The organism is Bacteroidota bacterium, assembly GCA_030017895.1.
Taxonomy (GTDB): Bacteria; Bacteroidota; Ignavibacteria; order UBA10030; family BY39; genus JASEGV01.
Genome location: JASEGV010000008.1, coordinates 40,301 through 59,708 on the forward strand (window position 1 = coordinate 40,301; position 19,408 = coordinate 59,708).

At 37.3% G+C, this 19,408-nt stretch carries 19 protein-coding genes; 10 read left to right on the forward strand and 9 right to left on the reverse strand.

Features of this window, described 5'->3' with window-relative positions; all coding sequences use genetic code 11:
- The first annotated feature begins 198 nt into the window (after nucleotides 1-198).
- From QME58_02860 to QME58_02900, 9 genes are all read left to right on the forward strand, one after another.
- Nucleotides 199-1,509 carry an MFS transporter gene (locus tag QME58_02860; GenBank protein ID MDI6802772.1) on the forward strand — a complete coding sequence of 437 codons (1,311 nt, stop codon included), beginning with the start codon at nucleotides 199-201 and terminating at the stop codon, nucleotides 1,507-1,509.
- A gap of 195 nt (nucleotides 1,510-1,704) precedes the next feature.
- Nucleotides 1,705-2,136 (forward strand): transcriptional repressor, encoded by a 432-nt coding sequence (locus tag QME58_02865; GenBank protein ID MDI6802773.1) that lies wholly within the window; start codon nucleotides 1,705-1,707, stop codon nucleotides 2,134-2,136.
- Nucleotides 2,137-2,147: 11 nt separating this feature from the next.
- Nucleotides 2,148-2,384 carry a FeoA family protein gene (locus QME58_02870; protein MDI6802774.1) on the forward strand — a complete coding sequence of 79 codons (237 nt, stop codon included), beginning with the start codon at nucleotides 2,148-2,150 and terminating at the stop codon, nucleotides 2,382-2,384.
- 1 nt (nucleotide 2,385) lies between these two features.
- Nucleotides 2,386-4,260: a ferrous iron transport protein B gene (feoB, locus tag QME58_02875; GenBank protein ID MDI6802775.1), complete on the forward strand. Its 1,875-nt coding sequence runs from the start codon at nucleotides 2,386-2,388 to the stop codon at nucleotides 4,258-4,260.
- Between the two features lie 257 nt (nucleotides 4,261-4,517).
- On the forward strand, nucleotides 4,518-5,708 hold the full coding sequence (locus QME58_02880) for a hypothetical protein (GenBank protein ID MDI6802776.1): 1,191 nt from the start codon (nucleotides 4,518-4,520) through the stop codon (nucleotides 5,706-5,708).
- Nucleotides 5,709-6,254 carry an FMN-binding protein gene (locus QME58_02885; protein ID MDI6802777.1) on the forward strand — a complete coding sequence of 182 codons (546 nt, stop codon included), beginning with the start codon at nucleotides 5,709-5,711 and terminating at the stop codon, nucleotides 6,252-6,254.
- 3 nt (nucleotides 6,255-6,257) lie between these two features.
- Nucleotides 6,258-6,755 (forward strand): hypothetical protein, encoded by a 498-nt coding sequence (locus tag QME58_02890; GenBank protein ID MDI6802778.1) that lies wholly within the window; start codon nucleotides 6,258-6,260, stop codon nucleotides 6,753-6,755.
- Complete coding sequence (locus QME58_02895) at nucleotides 6,734-7,762, forward strand: FAD:protein FMN transferase (GenBank protein ID MDI6802779.1); 1,029 nt, start codon at nucleotides 6,734-6,736, stop codon at nucleotides 7,760-7,762. The genes QME58_02890 and QME58_02895 overlap by 22 nt, the downstream gene beginning before the upstream one ends.
- Before the next feature lie 82 nt (nucleotides 7,763-7,844).
- Nucleotides 7,845-8,165, forward strand: coding sequence for a metal-sulfur cluster assembly factor (locus QME58_02900; GenBank protein ID MDI6802780.1), 321 nt, complete (start codon nucleotides 7,845-7,847; stop codon nucleotides 8,163-8,165).
- A gap of 278 nt (nucleotides 8,166-8,443) precedes the next feature.
- Here QME58_02900 and QME58_02905 read toward each other — a convergent pair whose 3' ends face one another.
- Nucleotides 8,444-9,670: an IS1634 family transposase gene (locus QME58_02905; protein ID MDI6802781.1), complete on the reverse strand. Its 1,227-nt coding sequence runs from the start codon at nucleotides 9,668-9,670 to the stop codon at nucleotides 8,444-8,446.
- Between the two features lie 169 nt (nucleotides 9,671-9,839).
- On the opposite strand from QME58_02905, the gene QME58_02910 reads away from it, so the two are divergent.
- Nucleotides 9,840-10,160 carry a metal-sulfur cluster assembly factor gene (locus QME58_02910; protein MDI6802782.1) on the forward strand — a complete coding sequence of 107 codons (321 nt, stop codon included), beginning with the start codon at nucleotides 9,840-9,842 and terminating at the stop codon, nucleotides 10,158-10,160.
- A 93-nt stretch (nucleotides 10,161-10,253) separates the two neighbouring features.
- Here QME58_02910 and ychF read toward each other — a convergent pair whose 3' ends face one another.
- From ychF to QME58_02950, 8 genes are all read right to left on the reverse strand, one after another.
- Nucleotides 10,254-11,348, reverse strand: coding sequence for a redox-regulated ATPase YchF (gene ychF, locus QME58_02915; protein ID MDI6802783.1), 1,095 nt, complete (start codon nucleotides 11,346-11,348; stop codon nucleotides 10,254-10,256).
- A 96-nt stretch (nucleotides 11,349-11,444) separates the two neighbouring features.
- Entirely contained in the window at nucleotides 11,445-12,548 is a 1,104-nt protein-coding gene (gene ispG, locus QME58_02920) for a flavodoxin-dependent (E)-4-hydroxy-3-methylbut-2-enyl-diphosphate synthase (GenBank protein MDI6802784.1), read from the reverse strand.
- 48 nt (nucleotides 12,549-12,596) lie between these two features.
- On the reverse strand, nucleotides 12,597-13,295 hold the full coding sequence (locus QME58_02925; GenBank protein MDI6802785.1) for a rhomboid family intramembrane serine protease: 699 nt from the start codon (nucleotides 13,293-13,295) through the stop codon (nucleotides 12,597-12,599).
- A 393-nt stretch (nucleotides 13,296-13,688) separates the two neighbouring features.
- A complete protein-coding gene (locus QME58_02930) occupies nucleotides 13,689-14,882 on the reverse strand; it encodes a phosphoglycerate kinase (protein ID MDI6802786.1) in 1,194 nt (397 codons plus the stop codon).
- 94 nt (nucleotides 14,883-14,976) lie between these two features.
- Complete coding sequence (gene gap, locus QME58_02935; protein MDI6802787.1) at nucleotides 14,977-15,972, reverse strand: type I glyceraldehyde-3-phosphate dehydrogenase; 996 nt, start codon at nucleotides 15,970-15,972, stop codon at nucleotides 14,977-14,979.
- Between the two features lie 110 nt (nucleotides 15,973-16,082).
- Complete coding sequence (locus QME58_02940) at nucleotides 16,083-17,492, reverse strand: response regulator (protein ID MDI6802788.1); 1,410 nt, start codon at nucleotides 17,490-17,492, stop codon at nucleotides 16,083-16,085.
- A gap of 620 nt (nucleotides 17,493-18,112) precedes the next feature.
- Nucleotides 18,113-18,721 (reverse strand): hypothetical protein, encoded by a 609-nt coding sequence (locus QME58_02945; protein MDI6802789.1) that lies wholly within the window; start codon nucleotides 18,719-18,721, stop codon nucleotides 18,113-18,115.
- A 12-nt stretch (nucleotides 18,722-18,733) separates the two neighbouring features.
- A complete protein-coding gene (locus tag QME58_02950) occupies nucleotides 18,734-19,318 on the reverse strand; it encodes a hypothetical protein (GenBank protein ID MDI6802790.1) in 585 nt (194 codons plus the stop codon).
- Nucleotides 19,319-19,408 lie beyond the last annotated feature (90 nt).

Sequence of the window (19,408 nt, forward strand, 5' to 3'; positions counted from 1 at the left end):
AGAAGTGAGATGGAAGACGAAATCAGAATTACGAATGTCGGATAACAAATATAGAACACTGATGACACAGATTAAACGGATTTTCACAGATAGAGAACTAACTCAAAAAAAACTACTACTTCTTTTTGCATCTCTCCATATTTCTTTTATATTGTAGCAATTATTAATTAATCCAAAACAATCATAAGGAAATTTATTATGGCAGAAGCTGCTACTGATAAACAAAAACAAACATTTTTACAAACACTTAAAACTTTTCCAAAAGTCTATTGGGTGGTGATAGTGATGGAATTTTTTGAACGCGGCTCTTATTACGGAATGATGAGCATCCTCTCTGTTTACATGACCGATCAATTATTATTCAGCAAAGAGAGTGTCGGTGTTATAAAAAGCACAATCCAACCGCTGCTCTATATATTACCGATCCTTGCCGGAGCGATTGGGGATAGGTTTGGTTACCGCAGAACACTTATATTTGCATTTTCATTTTTAGGATTAGGATACTTCCTTGTTAGTCAGTCAAGTGATTATGCACTTGTCTTTGCAAGTTTAGTGATTATGGGAATCGGAGCGGGCGCTTTTAAACCGATGATATCCGGAACGATTGCTCGCACTACTACCGAACAAAACAGCACACTCGGATTCGGAATTTTCTATTGGTCGATAAACTTTGGGGCATTTTTATTCCCACTCATCCTTGTTCCATACATTAAAAACGCTTTCGGTTGGGAATACGTTATGGTCGCTTCAGCTATCGGCACGGCTTCGATGTTGATTCCCACTATCTTCATGTACAAAGAACCACCTAAACCTGCAAGCACCAAAACTCTTCCTGAAGTGCTCAAAGGTATGGTAATGGTCCTAACCGACGTAAAGTTCATAGGATTGATTGTTATCTATTCCGGTTTCTGGATTTTGTATTTTCAAATGTTCGATTCCGTTTTGTGGTATGTAAAAGATTATGTTGATGCTACAGCATTAAATAATTTTGTTAATTCAACTTTTGCGGCAATCGGAATTAATTTGAACTGGCGTTTCGACGTTGAACACGTTACTGTGATAAATGCCGGCACTATTATCTTCCTGCAGATGGTGGTTTCCAATATTGTTAAAAACACAAGGGCGCTGCCCACTATGATTGTGGGTATAACGATGGGAACTATCGGAATGGCTATACTTGCAATCTCGGCTGATATATGGGTTTTTATTGCCGGTATTACAATATTTTCAATAGGTGAAATGACTGCACATCCTAAATTTATAAGTTATGTTGGATTGATTGCACCGCCGGATAAAAAAGCGACCTATTTAGGATATGCGTTTCTATATGGTGTGATTGGATCATCTATCGGTGGAATTTTAGGTGCAAATATGTATGTTCATTTTGTAGATAATTTAAAAGACCCGCAAACACTTTGGATACTATTTAGTTTAATCGGTGTTGCAACTATAATCGGACTGTTATTTTATAATAAATTCGTTGCCGGCAAATTAGGACATAGCCATTAAAACTCGAAATTAGAATTACTAAGTTCTAAAATCCCCTTCGTTGAAAAATGAGGGGGATTTTTTTATAACTCACTGCTCAATCACTCCCCACCTGAACGCTAAAGGCGGACAGGCATTAATCCAATAATCCATCTCCACATTTGACTTCTTCCTAAAAATCCCTTATCTTTATTTAGAATAATTCTAAATAAGAAAATGAGTGATAATTCAACTTTCGACATACTGAAGAAATACATAAAGGAAAAGAAACTCCGTTCCACACCTGAACGCGAGCGTATTTTGAACGAAGTAATGAAACTCGACCGCCATTTTACCGCTGAAGAGCTATATGGGCTTTTAAAGAAAAAGAAAGAGGGATTTGTATTAGCAACAATCTACAATACACTCGACCTATTCGTTTCGGCAGGAATTCTTACCAAATATCGTTTAGGAGCCGGGCATTCATACTACGAACGAGCGATAGATAAGCCCGGACACCACCACCTGATTTGTTTAGAATGCGGAAATATAATCGAGTTTGTTGCCGATACATTATCCGATTATGAATTGAAAATAGCAAAACAAAATAAATTCCACGTCCAAAATTCAACACATCAAATTTTTGGAATTTGTAATAAGTGCCAATAGGAAAATTAACAATGACTCCAAAAAACCATATCCCTCTCTCAAAAGTAAAAAAAGGTAACATAGTCAGGATTATCACACTCCCCGATGGTTTAGCTAGAACTCAATTAATACGTTTTGGAATTGTTGAAGGCGACTTAGTAAAATGCTTGGAACACCTACCCGGTGGTACAATAGTAATACAAAAGAAACGTCAGGAAATTGCTCTCGGTTCAAAACTTTCCCACAAAATAATTGTAATCATAAATTAATATGCCAGCGAACGAAATTAACCATATCGAACATCATACTCACATCGAAAAATCACCGGTTATATCGAATGGGCTAAATCCGAAATTAGTTCTTGTCGGTAATCCAAATGTTGGCAAGTCGGTGGTCTTCAACTATCTCAGTGGAATTTATGTTGATGTGTCGAATTTTCCCGGAACTACCGTAGAAATCACAAAAGGTAAATATCTAAACTATGAAGTTTACGACACCCCCGGCATTTACGGTGTGTCCTCGTTCAATGACGAAGAACGGGTTGCCCGTGAAATAATATTAGAAGCCGATATAATAATCAACATTGTGGATGGCGTGCACATCGAGCGTGATTTGTTCCTGACTCAACAGTTGATTGATATGGGCAAACGAATCGTGGTAGTAATCAATTTCATGGATGAAATCAAAAAGCACCACATAAAGATTGACACTGCACAACTCGGAAAATTGTTAGGCGTCCCTATCGTTACAGCTACAGCGATTAAAAAAGAAGGTTTAAAAGAACTTGAACAACTCATCGAAAAAGCACGGCAGGGAGAACAAAACAAAGACCTGCACTTGAAGCTGCATAATATGCTGAACTCTGTCGGCTCACAAGCCGAAGCGCTGCTTGTTATGGAAGGCGATGAATACACAGCTGACAAACACGGAATAAAACCTTTAGCCCAACGCGAACAATTATACATCGATAGACGCAATCGTGTGAACAGCATTGTAAACCAGGTAATCGAAGATGCATCGGTCAGAAAACATATCACTTCGTTAATCGGCCGCTGGTCGCTCAACACTCTAACCGGAATTCCAATTCTTCTCGGTGTTTTATATATAGCATATCTTTTCATCGGAAAACTTGTTGCGCAAGATTTAGTCGGCTTTACCGAATCATACTTCGGAAAAGAACTCTGGGAAACATGGATTCGCTCTGCTGTTTCTGATTTCATCACCCCAACCTCCTTCTTGGGAACGGTCTTGATTGGCGAGTTCGGAGTTCTTACGATGACTGTTACTTACTTATTGTTTCTCTTGTTTCCATTGGTCTTTGCATTTTATATAACACTTTCGTTTTTGGAAGACACCGGATATTTGCCGCGACTTGCCACGATGGTTGACAGAAGTATGAATTTTTTAGGATTGAATGGACGGGCAATTATTCCGATGATATTAGGATTTGGGTGCGTTTCAGCCGCTACAATCACTACTCGTTTACTCGCGAGCGAACGTGAGAAAACTATCGCAACAGCAATTCTGCAATTTGCAATTCCCTGCTCGGCTCAACTTGCGGTAATCACAGCACTTTTGATGGGAGCCGGATTCAAAGCTCTATTGATTTATGTCTTTGTAATTGTTTTGGTGTTCATCGCTATTGGAACGATATTGAACAAAATATTGAAAGGTGAATCAACTCCTTTATTAATCGACCTGCCGCCTATACGTATTCCAAGAATGAACAATGTTTTACAAAAAACAACTGTGAGAACTTTTTCGTTTATGAAGGAAGCCACGCCTTGGTTCTTTTTCGGCGCCGCGGTTATTGGTACAATGGAAGCAACCGGCTTGTTGCAAGTTTGGCAAAAAGCACTCTCACCTTTAACAGAACATTGGCTAAAACTTCCACCCGAAGCGACAACGGCTTTTGTGATGGGACTTGTCCGCCGCGACTTTGGAGCGGCAGGATTGTATGATATTGCAATGAATCCAATGCAAACAGTTGTCGCATTAGTTACAATTACACTCTTTGTTCCATGTATTACTTCGATTTTAATAATGTATAAAGAGCGCGGCTGGAAGACAGCTACGATAATCTGGATTGGAACTTGGATTGGCTCGTTCACAATAGGCGGTATCGTTGCTCAAATAATTGTATAACGATATGAAACAATCATTAAGCGAAAAATTAAAATCTGAAACCCGCAGTTGCCCAACTTGTAAGTTCGTTATCGAAAACCCGTTTGCAGAAAAATGCCCCCGCTGTACAACTGAATTGCAGAAACTTGAAGTTGGTTGTTCAGCCTGCCAATATAAATCTCAATGTTCATTATCGTATGTGAGGAAATAAGTATACCCGTCAGCCCCACCACCTTAGGTTGGACTTCAATAAATTCAAAAATAAAAGGAATAAACAAATGATTAAATTTTTATCAACCGTTTTTACATTAGTACTGTTACTTAGTTTTGCGGCATTCACACAAGAACCAACTACGAACATTGGTGGTTATGGTGAACTTCACATAAATGTTCCCGAAGGAAGTTTGAAGAAGGAAGCCGACTTTCATCGCTTTATTATTTACGTGGGACATAATTTCAACGAGAAGTGGTCGTTTATGTCGGAACTTGAAATTGAACACGCCGGTAAGGAAGTAGAGTTAGAGCAAGCATATTTAGAATACCGCCACTCGAAAGCATTGGGATTTCGTGCGGGTGTGCTGCTGCAACCGCTTGGCATCATCAATCAATACCACGAGCCGCCTATGTTTTTTGGTACTGAACGCCCAAATTTCGAGAAAAGCATAATCCCGACGACTTGGTGGGAAAACGGAATCGGAATTTTCGGTCGCATTACCGACGAAATAGATTACACCGCACAAATTACATCGGGTCTCCGAGCAGATGGCTTTACAGCAAAAGACGGGTTACGGGGTGGAAGACAAAAAGCAATCGAAAGTTTTTCTGAAAATCCATCTTTCATCGGCAGCATAAATTACACTCCGATGCCAGAATTAAAAATCGGCGGCGGAGTTTTCTTTGGCAACTCGGTTCCGGCAAACGACAAACGTTCCGGCAAAATAGATGCAAACGGTTTTGTAAGTTTAGGCGTAACACATTTACAATACAAACGAAATAATTTTGAGTTTAAAGCCGAGTATGCGTTAGTGAACCTCGCAGATGCAGATAAAATAAACCGTGCATACCCGACAATAACAGAAAAAACAGTCAATCAAAAAATTGTAAATATCAGCGGCGATACTTTAACAATTCCTACAATACAAAAAACATCTGCACAAAATAATGTAGCAAGTCTGATGAACGGAATTTTGATTGAGGGCGCATACAATTTCTTACCGTGTTTAATCGAAACATCCGAAGAACTCTGGGCATTCGCTCGTTTGGAAAAATACAACACACAAGCAGAAATGCCTTCCGGTTTCGTTGCAGATAGTAGATACAACCGCACCGAAATTACTTTTGGGTTTAGCTATAAACCCGTTTATAACGCCGTAGTAAAAGCCGATTTGCAAATGTTCGGAAACGAGAAGGATGGCTTCGGCAATAATATCAAACAATTTAATTTTGGAATAGGTTATTATTTCTTTTAAATGAAATTTTTATTCCAAATTTTTTTAGCGTTCTTGGTTTGGGAAGTAGTTTATCCCCAAGCCAATCTTACCGATAAAGCCGCTGCATCCCTAAAAACTTATTTCGGCGATTCAGTTGAAGTCGTATCACGCGTATTTAGATTTTCTGAAGAAGAAAAATTAAAAATACAACTGGCTCAGAATTCCAAAACTAATATTGATTCTATATCTTTGTTTATATGCACAAGTTCAGGACAGAGATTGGGATATGGAATATTGGATAACGTGAAAGGCAAATCGCAGCCGATAACGTATCTGACTGTGATTGATACCTTAGGAGATGTTGTTGATGTGAATATACTCGTTTACCGAGAATCGCACGGCGGTGAAGTTCAAAACGAAAGTTTCCGCCGGCAATTCCGCGGCATGAATGCAAAAAGCAAGATTGATATTGGAAGGGATATTAAAAGTATAAGCGGAGCTACAATTTCTTCGCGCTCCGTTACTGGGGGTGTGAAAAACGTTATAAGAATTTTTGAAATTATTAGACCATCACTGAACCAATAAACAATGCTTAACAATTTTTCTTTACGACAATCAGATTTTAATCTGAAGATTCTGATCACAGCCTTCCTGATTCTTCTAACCTTTGGCTACAGTATCGGTTTGCTTTTAGTTGAACATAAAACAGCGCTCACACCAAGCGGCATTACTGAAGAATACAAAGGCACGAACGAAGACTCGCAAGCGGAAGTTATCAAATATTCTCGAAGTAAAAACGAGATGTACATATTTTTACATAACCATATAACTTCGCTTTCGGTAATATTTTTCGTAATCGGATTTATTTTTTATTTCAGCTCGATTGCATCAAATCAGCTTAAAACATTTTTAATACTCGAACCTTTTATGAGCATAGCAATTACATTTTCCGGAATATGGCTTTTGTGGGAAACATCACAATTGTTCTCTTGGCTTGTATTGATATCTGGAATTTTGATGGGTTTATCATACGCAGCAATGGTTATTTTAATACTCATTGAATTATGGATTCCAAAAAGAAAATAAATATTTTTAACAGACGGGATTTTCTGAAGTTAAGCGGGATTCTTATAGCGGGAAAATTAATCCTTCCTTCTAAAATATTTTCCGCAATAAAACAGCCATCGAAGGTTTTACGGTCAACATTCACAATGGGTAGCATTGTAACAGTGGAAGCACACTGCGACGATAAAGTTTTGTGTAACCTTGCAATCAACGAAGCTTTCAACGAAATGAAAACCATCGATAAATTGATGAGTGTGTTTGATGATTCAAGTCAAGTTTCGCTCATTAATAATTTCGCTAACAGTGAAGCTGTTAAGGTTGATTCACGAATTATCGAGTTAATAAAGTATGCACAAGATATTTCACAACGAACAGATGGAAATTTTGATATAACTGTTGAACCGTTGATGCAACTTTACGGCTTTAGAAGCGATGATGAGATAAATGAGATACCTTCAGATAAAAAGTTGAATGAAGTCCTTTCCGCTGTTGGAATGGAAAACATTGTGATTAATGAAAATGAATCATCTGTATTCCTAAACAATTCCAAAACTAAAATTGATTTCGGCGGCGTAGCAGTGGGTTATGCAATGGATAGAGCGGTTTCTATTTTAAAATCTTACGGTATCGAGTCAGCATTCATCAACCACAGCGGCGATATTTTCGCAATCGGTTCTCCTCCGGAAGAAGCAGCCTGGAAAATTGGTGTCATTGACCCAACTAAACAAAACGATATAGTTACTACTATTAATCTAAAAGATGAAGCTCTTGCAACATCGGGCAACTACAGTAACTTCGTAAAAATAGATAGTAGAAGGGTTGGTCACATATTAAATCCTAAAAAAGGTATGCTTGATGAAAATTTTTTAAATTTTTCTATAACTGCCCCAAAAACTATTGAAGCCGATGCTCTTACTACAGGACTTTTTGTTTTTGATATTGAAAAAGCCAATTCTTTTTTTAAGTTGAACGAAAATCTGAAATACATTGCGGTTTTGAGGGATTGTAATATCGTAAAGAATTATTAACATTTCGCAATACCAAAAAAAAATCTCTTGACTATTATCTAAATTTATTTTATAATTGCATCAACATTTTTTAAAAATAATTATGAGCGAAGATAAAGCATCAATCATTACAGAAGAAGAAGTTTACGAAGCACTCAGAGAGTGCTACGATCCGGAAATACCAGTGAACGTAGTTGACTTAGGCTTGATCTACGATGTGAAAATAATAGATGATTGGGTTGGTATTAAAATGACGTTGACTGCACCGGGATGTCCTGCCCACACATGGATTTCTCAAAACATCCGCAACCGGATATTGCAAATGCCTGGAATTAAAGACGCCGATGTCAGGATTGTTTGGGAACCTTTATGGAACCCCAGCTTAATGTCGGAAGATGATAAGAAAATTTTAGGAATGCCTTAAATTAAATCAAGCCCGATGGATCCCATTTTTATGGGTGGGGATACGCTACCGCCTCCCAGCTATCTCTTAACAATTCGTCGGGCTTCCCCTTTTTCCCATCTTACGCACTGGGCCACCCAAAATTAATTTCGAATAATTTTAACAGTTGAACTTGCTCTTCATTTTTTATCAAAAGTCTTGTGTAGCTTGATTTTGAATAAGGCGTGGTGATGGTAAGAGCATAAATAGTCCTTAAAATGTCGATTGCTTTTTCGGGACTTAACTCTGAGGTTTTATTTTTAAGTTGTCGTTCCAGTTCTTTGTAAACAACACATGCTGCAAATGATACAAACGTGTGCTTCTATTCTGCGTTTTAAGTAATGGAAGACCGGACGTATGCGTAAATCTGTTTTGGATATGCGGAATGTTTTTTCAACCTGCCATAGCTGTTTGTATTGTGCTATTACTTCTCCGTCTAATTTTAAGTATTTGTTGTACCCTTTATGGGTTATATGTTTTTTTGTGAGTTTTTCTGCTGATAGTGATTTTTCAAGTTTCTTTAATCCACGTTTTCTGTTATACTCATCTTTTTTCGCTCTTTGTGCAGAATAACTGATGATCATTTTTTGTCCCTCTTGCTTCTGTAAAATAGCGCTTTGACCATCGTTTAATCTTAACGATAGTAATTGTGTTTTTAGTGATTCAGATTCGCTCTTTATTCGCGCTCCAACAATAAATTCATATTTCTTTTCAATTAGTTCTTTTATGTTTTGGTTTAACATCAATCCCGCATCAGCTACTACGACTAATTGTTCTATCTTATATTTTTTCTTGAATGTTTCAACAACAGAAAGCATCGTATGCCCCTCAAATTTATTCCCTTCAAAAATTTCATACCCCAGAGGGAACCCAGTAACATTTACCAACAAACCAAGTACGATTTGAGGTTGTTGATGTTTACCATCTTTGCTAAATCCCATCTTACGCAGTTCGTCTTCCTCTTCTGCTTCAAAATATAATGTGGTAACATCATAGAAGACAATAGTTGCGCCACCTTGCACAAGCTTCATTTGTTGCTGTTGTAGCTTATCTAAGTAACGATACACTTTATCAATATTAATACTGATTCCTTTGTACTTATAAAGATAATCAACTGTTTTTAGTTTGCTTACAGGGTATACTAAACGGGTGATCACCAAATGTCGGAACAACTCATCTTGTAATTTATTTAATCCAATTTGATCAAATATTTTACCCAATAATAGTTCGGGACCTATTAATTTGAATTCTTCTACCGAATTGAAAAATATATCTACTAATTCTTTTTCTTTATTGATTTCAAAATTGAATTGCTGTTGTCCGTGAAGTGTTTTTATCTCTTGCTTGGCTTGTTGATAAAGCTCGTCAACTATAGTGCTATCATCAGAGTTGCCGATAGTTTTGATAACTTTGTATTTACCTGAACTTTTGTCAATGATTTGAATACTGATTTTACCGCTTTTATTTTTCTTTTTCCGTACAAACATATTACAATATTACACACTGGGACACCCAAATTCAAGAAAAATATACGGTTTCTGGTAAAATTTCTAAAGATTTTTCGTTTCTGTTAAAAATGTGCGGAAGTCAGGAAAAATCTCTTGACTATTATCTAAATTTATTTTATAATTGTATCAACATTTTTTAAAAAAAATTATGGGCGAAGATAAAGCATCAATCGTTACAGAAGAAGAAGTTTACGAAGCACTCAGAGAGTGCTACGATCCGGAAATTCCTGTAAACGTAGTTGACTTAGGGTTGATTTACGATGTGAAAATAATTGATGATTGGGTTGGGGTGAAGATGACGTTAACAGCGCCTGGATGTCCTGCACACACATGGATATCTCAAAACATCCGCAACCGGATATTGCAAATGCCCGGCATCAAAGACGCCAATGTGAGGATTGTTTGGGAACCGTTATGGAATCCCAGCTTAATGTCGGAAGATGCTAAGAAAATTTTAGGAATGCCTTAATTTAAAAACAAGCCCGATGGATCCCATTTTTTGGGTGGGGATACGCTATCGCTATCCGGCTATCCCTTAACAATTCGTCGGGCTTCCCCTTTTTTATACATTGACTCTGAAAAATACAACATCCCCGTCCTCAATTGAATAATCCTTGCCGTGAATGTGTAGTAGCCCTTTCTCTCTTAATACCGCATCAGACCCAACCGCAATTAATTCTTTCAACTTTATTACTTCAGCTTTAATAAAACCTTTTTCAAAATCTGTATGAATTTTACCGGCTGCTTTTGGCGCTTTTGTTCCCTTCTTGACTGTCCACGCACGCAGCTCTTTTTCGTTGTGTGTGTAGAAAGTAATTAGATCCAACAACCAATATCCTTCCTTGATTACTTTATCCAAACTTGATTCAGAGATACCTAAATCTTTCAAAAATTTTTCCCGTTCATCATAATTTATATCAGCGATTTCAGCCTCCATTTCTCCGTCAACGACCATTACTTTAGATCCGCGATGAACTGCCAACTGTTCTACAATTTTTAGAAAGTCATTACCTTTTGTTAATCCATCTTCATCAACATTTGCAATAAACATAACCGGTTTTGCCGTTAACAGATGAAGATGACAAGCAAGCTCTTTTTCTTCATCATCTAAATTTAGCATTCTGGCAAGTTTGCCTCCAGCTAGATGATTTTTTAACTTCTGACAAACCTCAATTCCGTGTCTTATCTTCTTATCACCGGATTTTGATTGTCTTTCCAGTTCAGATAAGTTTTTTTGGATTGTTTCGATGTCTTTAAGTATCAGCTCTGTTTCAACAATTTCAATATCTCTTTTTGGATCGACACTTCCGTAAGTGTGAACAACATTCTCACCTTCGAAACACCGAACAACATGTGCAATCGCATCGACTTCGCGAATATGAGCCAGAAATTGGTTCCCCAAACCTTCACCCTTATTTGCTCCTTTAACTAAACCCGCGATATCTACAAACTCAATCGTGGTTGGAATAATATTAGGTGGTTTAAAGATTTTCGCAAGGATCGTTAATCGTTCATCGGGGACAGTAACAACACCTGAGTGCGGTTCCTTCGTAGTGAATGGAAAATTTCCAACTGCCGAATTTGCTGAAGTAATTGCATTAAAGATGGTAGATTTACCAACATTGGGTAAGCCTACTATTCCACAATTAAAGCCCATAATAAATTTTAAATTTTAAATTTAGTATTTTCTTCTAATGGATAATTATTGTATTTGAAAATCAAAACCTATCCATCGCTGTTATTTTCAGAAAAATTATTTCCCGGGTTGGAAGTTTTGTACTTCTTCTAAAATTGTACTGACAATTTCGTCTTCTTTAATCTTTTTAATCATCTCCCCTTTTCGATACAAAATTGCAACACCTTTTCCTGCCGCAATCCCGATGTCGGCTTCGCTTGCTTCTCCCGGTCCGTTAACGACGCAACCTAACACAGCAATTTTGATGGGTTTTTTTTCGCCCGCTAACTTTTCTTCAAGCTGTTTAACTATACTGAATAAATCAACTTCCAAACGTCCACAAGTGGGACAAGCAATCAGCTCAACATTCCGAGATGCCAAACTTAACGAGCGGAGAATCTCCTTACCAACTTCAATCTCTTTGACGGGATCATCAGTGAGTGATACCCGAATGGTATCGCCAACCCCTTCAGCTAACAAAGTTCCGATTCCTACGGCAGATTTAATTGTGCCAATTTTGGTGGTTCCGGCTTCGGTTACACCAAGATGAAGCGGTAGGTCGGTCTTTGACGCAATCAATCTGTAAGCTTCTATCATTAATTTTACATCAGTCGATTTTACAGAGATTACTACATCTTTGAAATTGAACTCATCACATATTCCCACATGCCTCATGGCACTCTCATACAAAGCTTCGGCAGTCGGGAAACCGTGTTTTTCGAGTATATCTTCTTCAAGCGAACCTGAGTTTACTCCGATACGTATCGGAATTCCTTTTCCGGCTGCAGCTTCCAAAACTTGTCGAATCCTATTCTTCGAACCAATATTTCCGGGATTGATTCTAACTTTTGCAACTCCCGCTTCAATTGCTTGCAAAGCAAATACATGATTGAAATGAATATCCGCGACAACAGGTATTGGCGACTTCATCACAATCTTCGGCATTGCTTCGGCTGCCTCTTTATCATTAACTGTAACACGTACGATATCGCAGCCAGCTTCTGTTGCTTCAATTATCTGCTTTACCGTAGCATCAACATCGCCGGTTTTGGTTTTAGTCATTGTTTGCACAGAGATTGGTGCATCACCGCCAATAAGCACACCACCAACATTGACTTGCCGGGTTTGTCTGCGAATACCAACTTTGTATGTAGGATGACTATTTAGTTCCGAAGAGGACATGGATATTTATGATTTATGAAATATGAATTATGAATTATGAATTTTGATTTACTTCAATTTCTTACTCGCTTCAAAGAGGATTTGTTTTTCTTTTTCAGAAAGATTTTGATAACCTTCTTTACTTATCTTATCGAGAATTTCATCAACCCGTTGTTGTAGTGCATCCTGGTTTTCTTCAATATCAAAATATTTCGCATCGCTGATTATATCTGGACTTTTTTTTGTAGCGGTTGTATATCTTCCCGGCTTTTGATAAATACTGATGAACTTTTCCCAGAAGTTTATTAGTTGATATCTTTTAGAATCTATTATAATGAGAATGAAACCAACAGCAGCGCCACCTAAATGAGCGAAGTGTGCGATGCCGTCTTGTGTTCCGGTTATTCCGGCATATAACTCAATTGCCATGAATATCGTCACAAAATATTTTGCTTTTATTGGGAGGAAGAAATAGAGAAAAATTGGTCGATTAGGGAAAATTATTCCGAAAGCAAGCAAGATTCCATAAACGGCACCCGATGCACCAACAGTAGGACCGCCCTGCCCGAATAAAGGACCCAACAACAGATTTGAGATGCCGGCACCGATACCACAAGCAAGATAAAAGAGAAGGAATTTTTTTGAGCCCCAATTATTTTCCAATTCCATTCCAAACATCCAGAGTGCAAACATATTAAATAATAAGTGCATAAAACTGGCATGCATAAACATGTATGTGAATAATTGCCAAAATTGGAGTGTTGGCATTTCTGGGATGTTTGAGAATATCGGATATAGAGCAAAGGTTGAGTCAATAAAGTAAGCTAAAGAATAATCGCCAATCCTGAATAACCCGAAGAAACCAGAAAATAAAAATATGCTTATATTAATAAGCAATAACGCTTTGATTACTGGGGGGAAAAATCGGAAGCCGCCAAAAAGCGAGGGTCGTTGATAGTTATATGTTTGGTTGTAAGACAAGTTAATTGTTAACGGTTGATGGTTAATAGTTAGTAAAGACTTTTGAAAAATTATATCTGCAAGTAGTGAATAATTATATATAGAACAGGGAAAAACGCGAATTTGACGGATATTCACGGATTATTATCCGTGTTGATCCGTTGAATCTGTGTTCTATTTACTATGTTTCAGCAGTCTCTTTTAACAGTTAGAAAGTGCCACAACACCTGGTAAAACTTTACCTTCTAAAAATTCGAGAGAGGCGCCACCGCCTGTAGAAACGTGGCTAACAGCTTTCTCAAGTCCTGCTTTCGCAATCGCAGCCGCTGAGTCGCCACCACCGATAATCGTAATGGCACCGGTTTTTGTTGCATTTGCCAGCGCCTGTGCAACAGCGTTAGTTCCTACTGCAAAATTTTGCATCTCAAAAACACCCATCGGTCCGTTCCAAACAATTGTTTTGGATGCAGCGATAACATCTGTAAAAAGTTTTACAGTTTCAGGGCCTATATCAAGTCCTTGCCATCTGGGTTCGATGTTCTCGACTTTTACAACTTTCTTTTGAGCAGCGTTATCAAATTTATCAGCAATCACACAATCGACAGGAAGTAAAAATTTAATATTGCGTTTTGAAACTTCTTCCAACAACGATTTGGCTAAATCAATTTTATCTTGTTCAAGAAGCGAATCGCCAATCTCCAAACCTTTTGCTTTGTAAAAAGTGTAAGCCATTCCACCGCCGACAATCAATGTATCAACTTTATTCAACAGATTGTGAATCACATCAATTTTTCCTGAAACTTTTGCGCCTCCTAAAATAGCCGTGAAAGGACGGACAGGATTTTCAAGAGATTTTCCTAAATAATCAAGCTCTTTTTTCATCAGGTAACCCGCAACTGCAGGTTTGATATAACGAGTTACTCCTTCAGTCGAAGCGTGAGCACGATGTGCACTACCGAACGCATCGTTCACATAAACATCACCTATTGAAGCTAACTCTTTTGCAAAATTTTCGTCGTTCGCTTCTTCTTCATTATGGTAGCGGAGGTTCTCCAACAACAAGCATTCACCGTCCTTCAAACTTACAACAGCGGTTTTTGCCGGTTCACCAATACAATCAGAAGCAAACCTGACAGCCAGACCTAAAAGCTCAGATGTACGTTTTGCAACCGGTGCAAGTGAAAATTCCGGTTTGGGTTTCCCCTTTGGTCGTCCCAAGTGACTCATCAAAATTGCTCTACCGCCGTCGGCCAAAATTTTCTTGATAGTCGGGAGAGATTCTACAATTCTTGTATCATCAGTAACCACTCCGTTTTCCATTGGGACGTTGAAATCAACACGTACCAAAACTCGTTTCGATTTTACTTGTATATCATCAATCGTCATTTTATTCATGATCATTTCCTCATAAAGAATTTTAATTTTTAAATAAAACGGCTCACAAGATATTTTCACCGCGAGCCGTTGGAAACTTTATTAAAATAATGATTTAAGCAATCTTCTTTATCAAATCAAGCACACGACAGGAGTAGCCCCACTCATTATCGTACCAGCCGACTACTTTAACCATATTTCCGATTACCATAGTTGATAACGAATCGAAGATACAGGAATATTCGTTGCCAATAATGTCGCTCGAAACAATTTCGTCGGTGCAGTATTCTAAAATCCCTTTGAGATAAGTTTCAGATGCTTTCTTCATAGCTTCGTTAATCTGTTCTTTTGTTGCTTCTGTTTCTAATTCTGCAACGAAGTCAGTTACCGAACCATCCGGGACTGGAACGCGTAAAGCAAAGCCATCAAGTTTTCCTTTCAAATCAGGTATAACTTTTCCTACAGCTTTTGCAGCACCTGTAGTTGTTGGGATGATATTTAATGCTGCAGCCCGGGCACGTCGCAAATCTTTATGCGGTAAATCTAATACACGCTGGTCGTTCGTGTATGCGTGAATAGTCGTCATCATACCTTTTTTGACTTTGAAATTATCGTGCAGAACTTTTACCATCGGTGCAAGACAGTTTGTTGTGCAAGAAGCATTCGAGAGGATAACTTCTTTTCCTGTCAGAACATTTTCGTTCACACCCATTACTATGGTTGCGTCAATTTCATCTTTAGCGGGGGCTGTGAGAACTACTTTTTTTGCTCCTGCTTTTATATGCAATTCAATTTTTTCGCGTTTTGTGAACACACCCGTTCCTTCTATTACTATCTCGGCTCCTAATTTTGCCCACGGTAATGCTGCGGGGTCTTTCTCTGCCATCACAGGATAACTTTTCCCATTTACGATTATCGAATTATCAGTATGCGATACTGTTCCGTTAAATTTTCCGTGAACAGAATCATATTTCAAAAGATGTGCAAGAGTTTTTGCATCTGTTATGTCGTTGATGCCTACGAATTCGATCCCTTCAACTTCCAAACCGCGGCGAAAAACTAATCTGCCGATTCTTCCGAAGCCGTTAATTCCAATTTTTATAGCCATTATATTCTCCAAATAGTTTTAATTATAAATCATTTCAGTTTAATTTTTGTTAAATTCACATCAAATTTATGAATAAATGGGTAGAAAGGCAAATAAGGGATTATAGGTAAATATTAAAAAGAGTGATAGCGTTTTATCTTCCCATTAATAATAGCAACCAGAATATCAAGGTCGAATGGTTTCGTTATATAATCATCTACACCAAGTTGGAAACCTGAACGCATAACTAATTCATCTTGCAAAGCACTCATGAAAATAAAAGGAGTCTTTCTCAGGTATGGAATTTCCTGTACCGAGGAAAAGAACTTGAAACCATCCAAATCCCCCTGCGGAAACATTATATCACATAGTATCAGGTCAAATGCACTAGTCTTCAGCTTTTCAAATGCACTCTCAATATCAAGAGCCGTAGTAACATCGAATCCGTTTCCCCTTAATGTGTCTTCAAGTATTTGCAGCAAGATATCATCATCGTCAACCACAAGAATACTCCCTTTACTTTTCTTTTTCTTAAAACTTGATTTAATGAAAGACTCGATTTGTGATTTTTGTTCGTCGGTTATATGAAATTGTTTTCTAATGTCGTCTAACTTTTTTTTATTTTTTAAAGTGATTTCACCTGCAAGAATTCCCTTTTGGACCTGAGCGATGTACAACTCGAGCTGTACATCGGACTCAAGACTGAAATGTTCATCAAAAGTAAGTTCAAGAAGCTCTTTCAACCGCATCAATATCTTAGCACCTTCAACCGAAGGTTGTCCGTTAGTGTAATTCGCGTGCATCTTTTCGCGATACAGTGCAATTCTTCCTTCTCTCGTATCCGGTACTTTTATTCCCAATATCTCAAGCTTGTCGTCGTACTCCTTCGATATTTGTTCCAACCTACGGAGAAAAGTTTTTTCCATTTTACTATGGAGTTCTTCTCTTATTTCTTTTATTGCTCTGTTATTTTCAGCTACCAAAGCATCATATTTTTGTTGGAAATTTTTCTTTTCTGCAGCTATCATCGCTTCAGCATCAGCTTGAATTCGTTTTCTCTCCTCTGTGATTTGGGTTTGATACATTGCTTCGAATTCCCGCTCGAGTAATTGTAGAAAAGCATTTCTGTTTTTCTCGAATTGTTTTAGTGTTTGCGCAGCATTTCTTTCAGCATTGTGAAGTTCCTGTGTATATTTTTCTTTAAACTCGTTTTCTATCTCATTTCGAATAGTTTGTTCAGATGGAATAAGGATATTGTTTATCTGTTCAACCGTTTGAGCAGGTTTTTCGGTTGTTACACTTTGGCTTCCTTCAACCCTACTTTTTTTAAGAAGGTGAGGGTTATCTTCTAAAAACTGTATTCTTTCTTCAAAGGCTTTCAGGTATGGATTCATGGGTCCCCATTCTTTTGCTTCTGCTAAACTCTCTCTGGCTTTAGTAAGATTTCCATTTTTTATTGAGCCATCAACCTCCCTGAGACAACGATGAAAATTTTTCGTTACATCTGCGGAATTGATATCTGAATTTGATTGATTCGTTTGCATATCTTTATTTTTGTTCCCGATTTTATTTGTTTATTAGTTCTACTTTTTTATTGAGCCAGATGAAATTTCTTCCATTGATGAAAATAAAGACTGCTTTATAATAGCAAATATTTTGAATATTTTCAAATCGGGGATTATCGCAAAATGTCCACAAATAATCAAAACTCGGATTCCTGACAACAGTGCAGAAGTAATCTGTTGTTAAATAAATTATTAAGAGTCTCCTTCCAATCCCTATCCATCAGCTTTATCTAATTTTCCATAAGGACTGTGTTATACAACTTCCCCATATTTATTTTTATGTCCCCCTTTTAACAGTAACAAGTGGTGGAAAAGTCGCAAACCCTACAGATGTGTATATTCAATAGAATTGAAACAATTGCGGTATTGAAAATAATTTCAATAATAATAACACTCATATATTTTTTTTAATCACAGAGCTTCAAACAATACAAAATTAATGAATACTTATGCGAATTGATTCGTAAACAAGCGCTCCGATATCCTACAATACCGGAGCGCTTGGGATGAATGATAGGAGCTACTATTTGAATTCCCTTAATGTCACAAATAAACCTTCTTTATGCATCTCATTACAATAAGTGTTTATCACAGTATAATTATAAACTTAAAATAATTCCAGGATAAAAATAATTTCCACAAATATTAGGACCCACCATGTTTGAAAAATTTAGTGTTAATAATCCAAATAATTTCAAAGCTATCCTTTTCACAACAAAAGGACCACCTGATTCTAGGCTCAAATCGAAGGAATATTCTTTACCTATTAAAAAATGGAACCATATACCAGCACCTGTGCTAAAATGATTTTCATAAGTGGAAACGAATTCGCGTTTCACAGGGTCATAACCATCACTCCCTCCATTATTAGCGATAAATATACCATAGGTCCCCCCTATGTATACACCCACGTGGTCATCGTTTGAATATCCAATTCCAGCACGAGGCATTAATTTAAAAAAACCGCCACTCACATCGAGAAATTTTGAGCCAGTAACTTGAGAAGATAGCCCAAAAGCAATTGACCTAAAGGACAGGAAGCTTTCCAGACTCACACCTGAGCCTAATCCTGTTCGCCGCCCATTTGGAGTTTCTACATCGATAAAAGCTGGTGTAAAAAGCCACCCTCCCTTTTTCGCTTGACCATATAAATTTTCAAAAGATAAAATGCTTACAAATAATAGCAATATGTATATTTTTAGTATCATAAGTGGGACTCATTATAAAATTAAAAATTTTATCCCAGCTAGTAATTGGATATTCCATATTCTACTTAATTCAAAATTCCCAACCATATCCATTGTATATCTCGTCTCAAAAAACGGTGAGAACGTCGATCCTTTGTTAAGTTCAAGTCCTCCTCCACATATAATTTTATAACCAGAATTAAAAACCAATCTGATTCCTTCGACCGAGGTCTCATGCTTAAATATAAGACTTAATCCACTGACAAAATAAGTTACGACTGAACTTGGCGATGAAGTTAACTTAAATAAAAGGGGTAATTCAATTTGATATGAATTATAGTTGGATTTTTTCAAGATGAATGAATAATTTTCAGAATTATCTGAAGTCTGGATTTCTCCACTCACTTGTTTGTATTGTAATTCACATCTCAATGAGATCCTATCAGATGCTTGTGTCTCAATCAAAAACCCAAATAATATTGTGGCATCGGGTATTCTTGTGAAAGTTGGCTCTTTGATGTAACCACCTAATTCTCCGCCAATATTAAGTGTAGATTGTGCCACAATAGTAGAATTAAAAAATAACAAACTAACAGTTATGAAGATCATTATATTCATATTTTTTCTTTTATTTTTTACAATTTATTTTTTATAATGGCTCATCGTGGAAGTGAGTGGGTAAAAATGATAGATAGAAACAGCGTAACA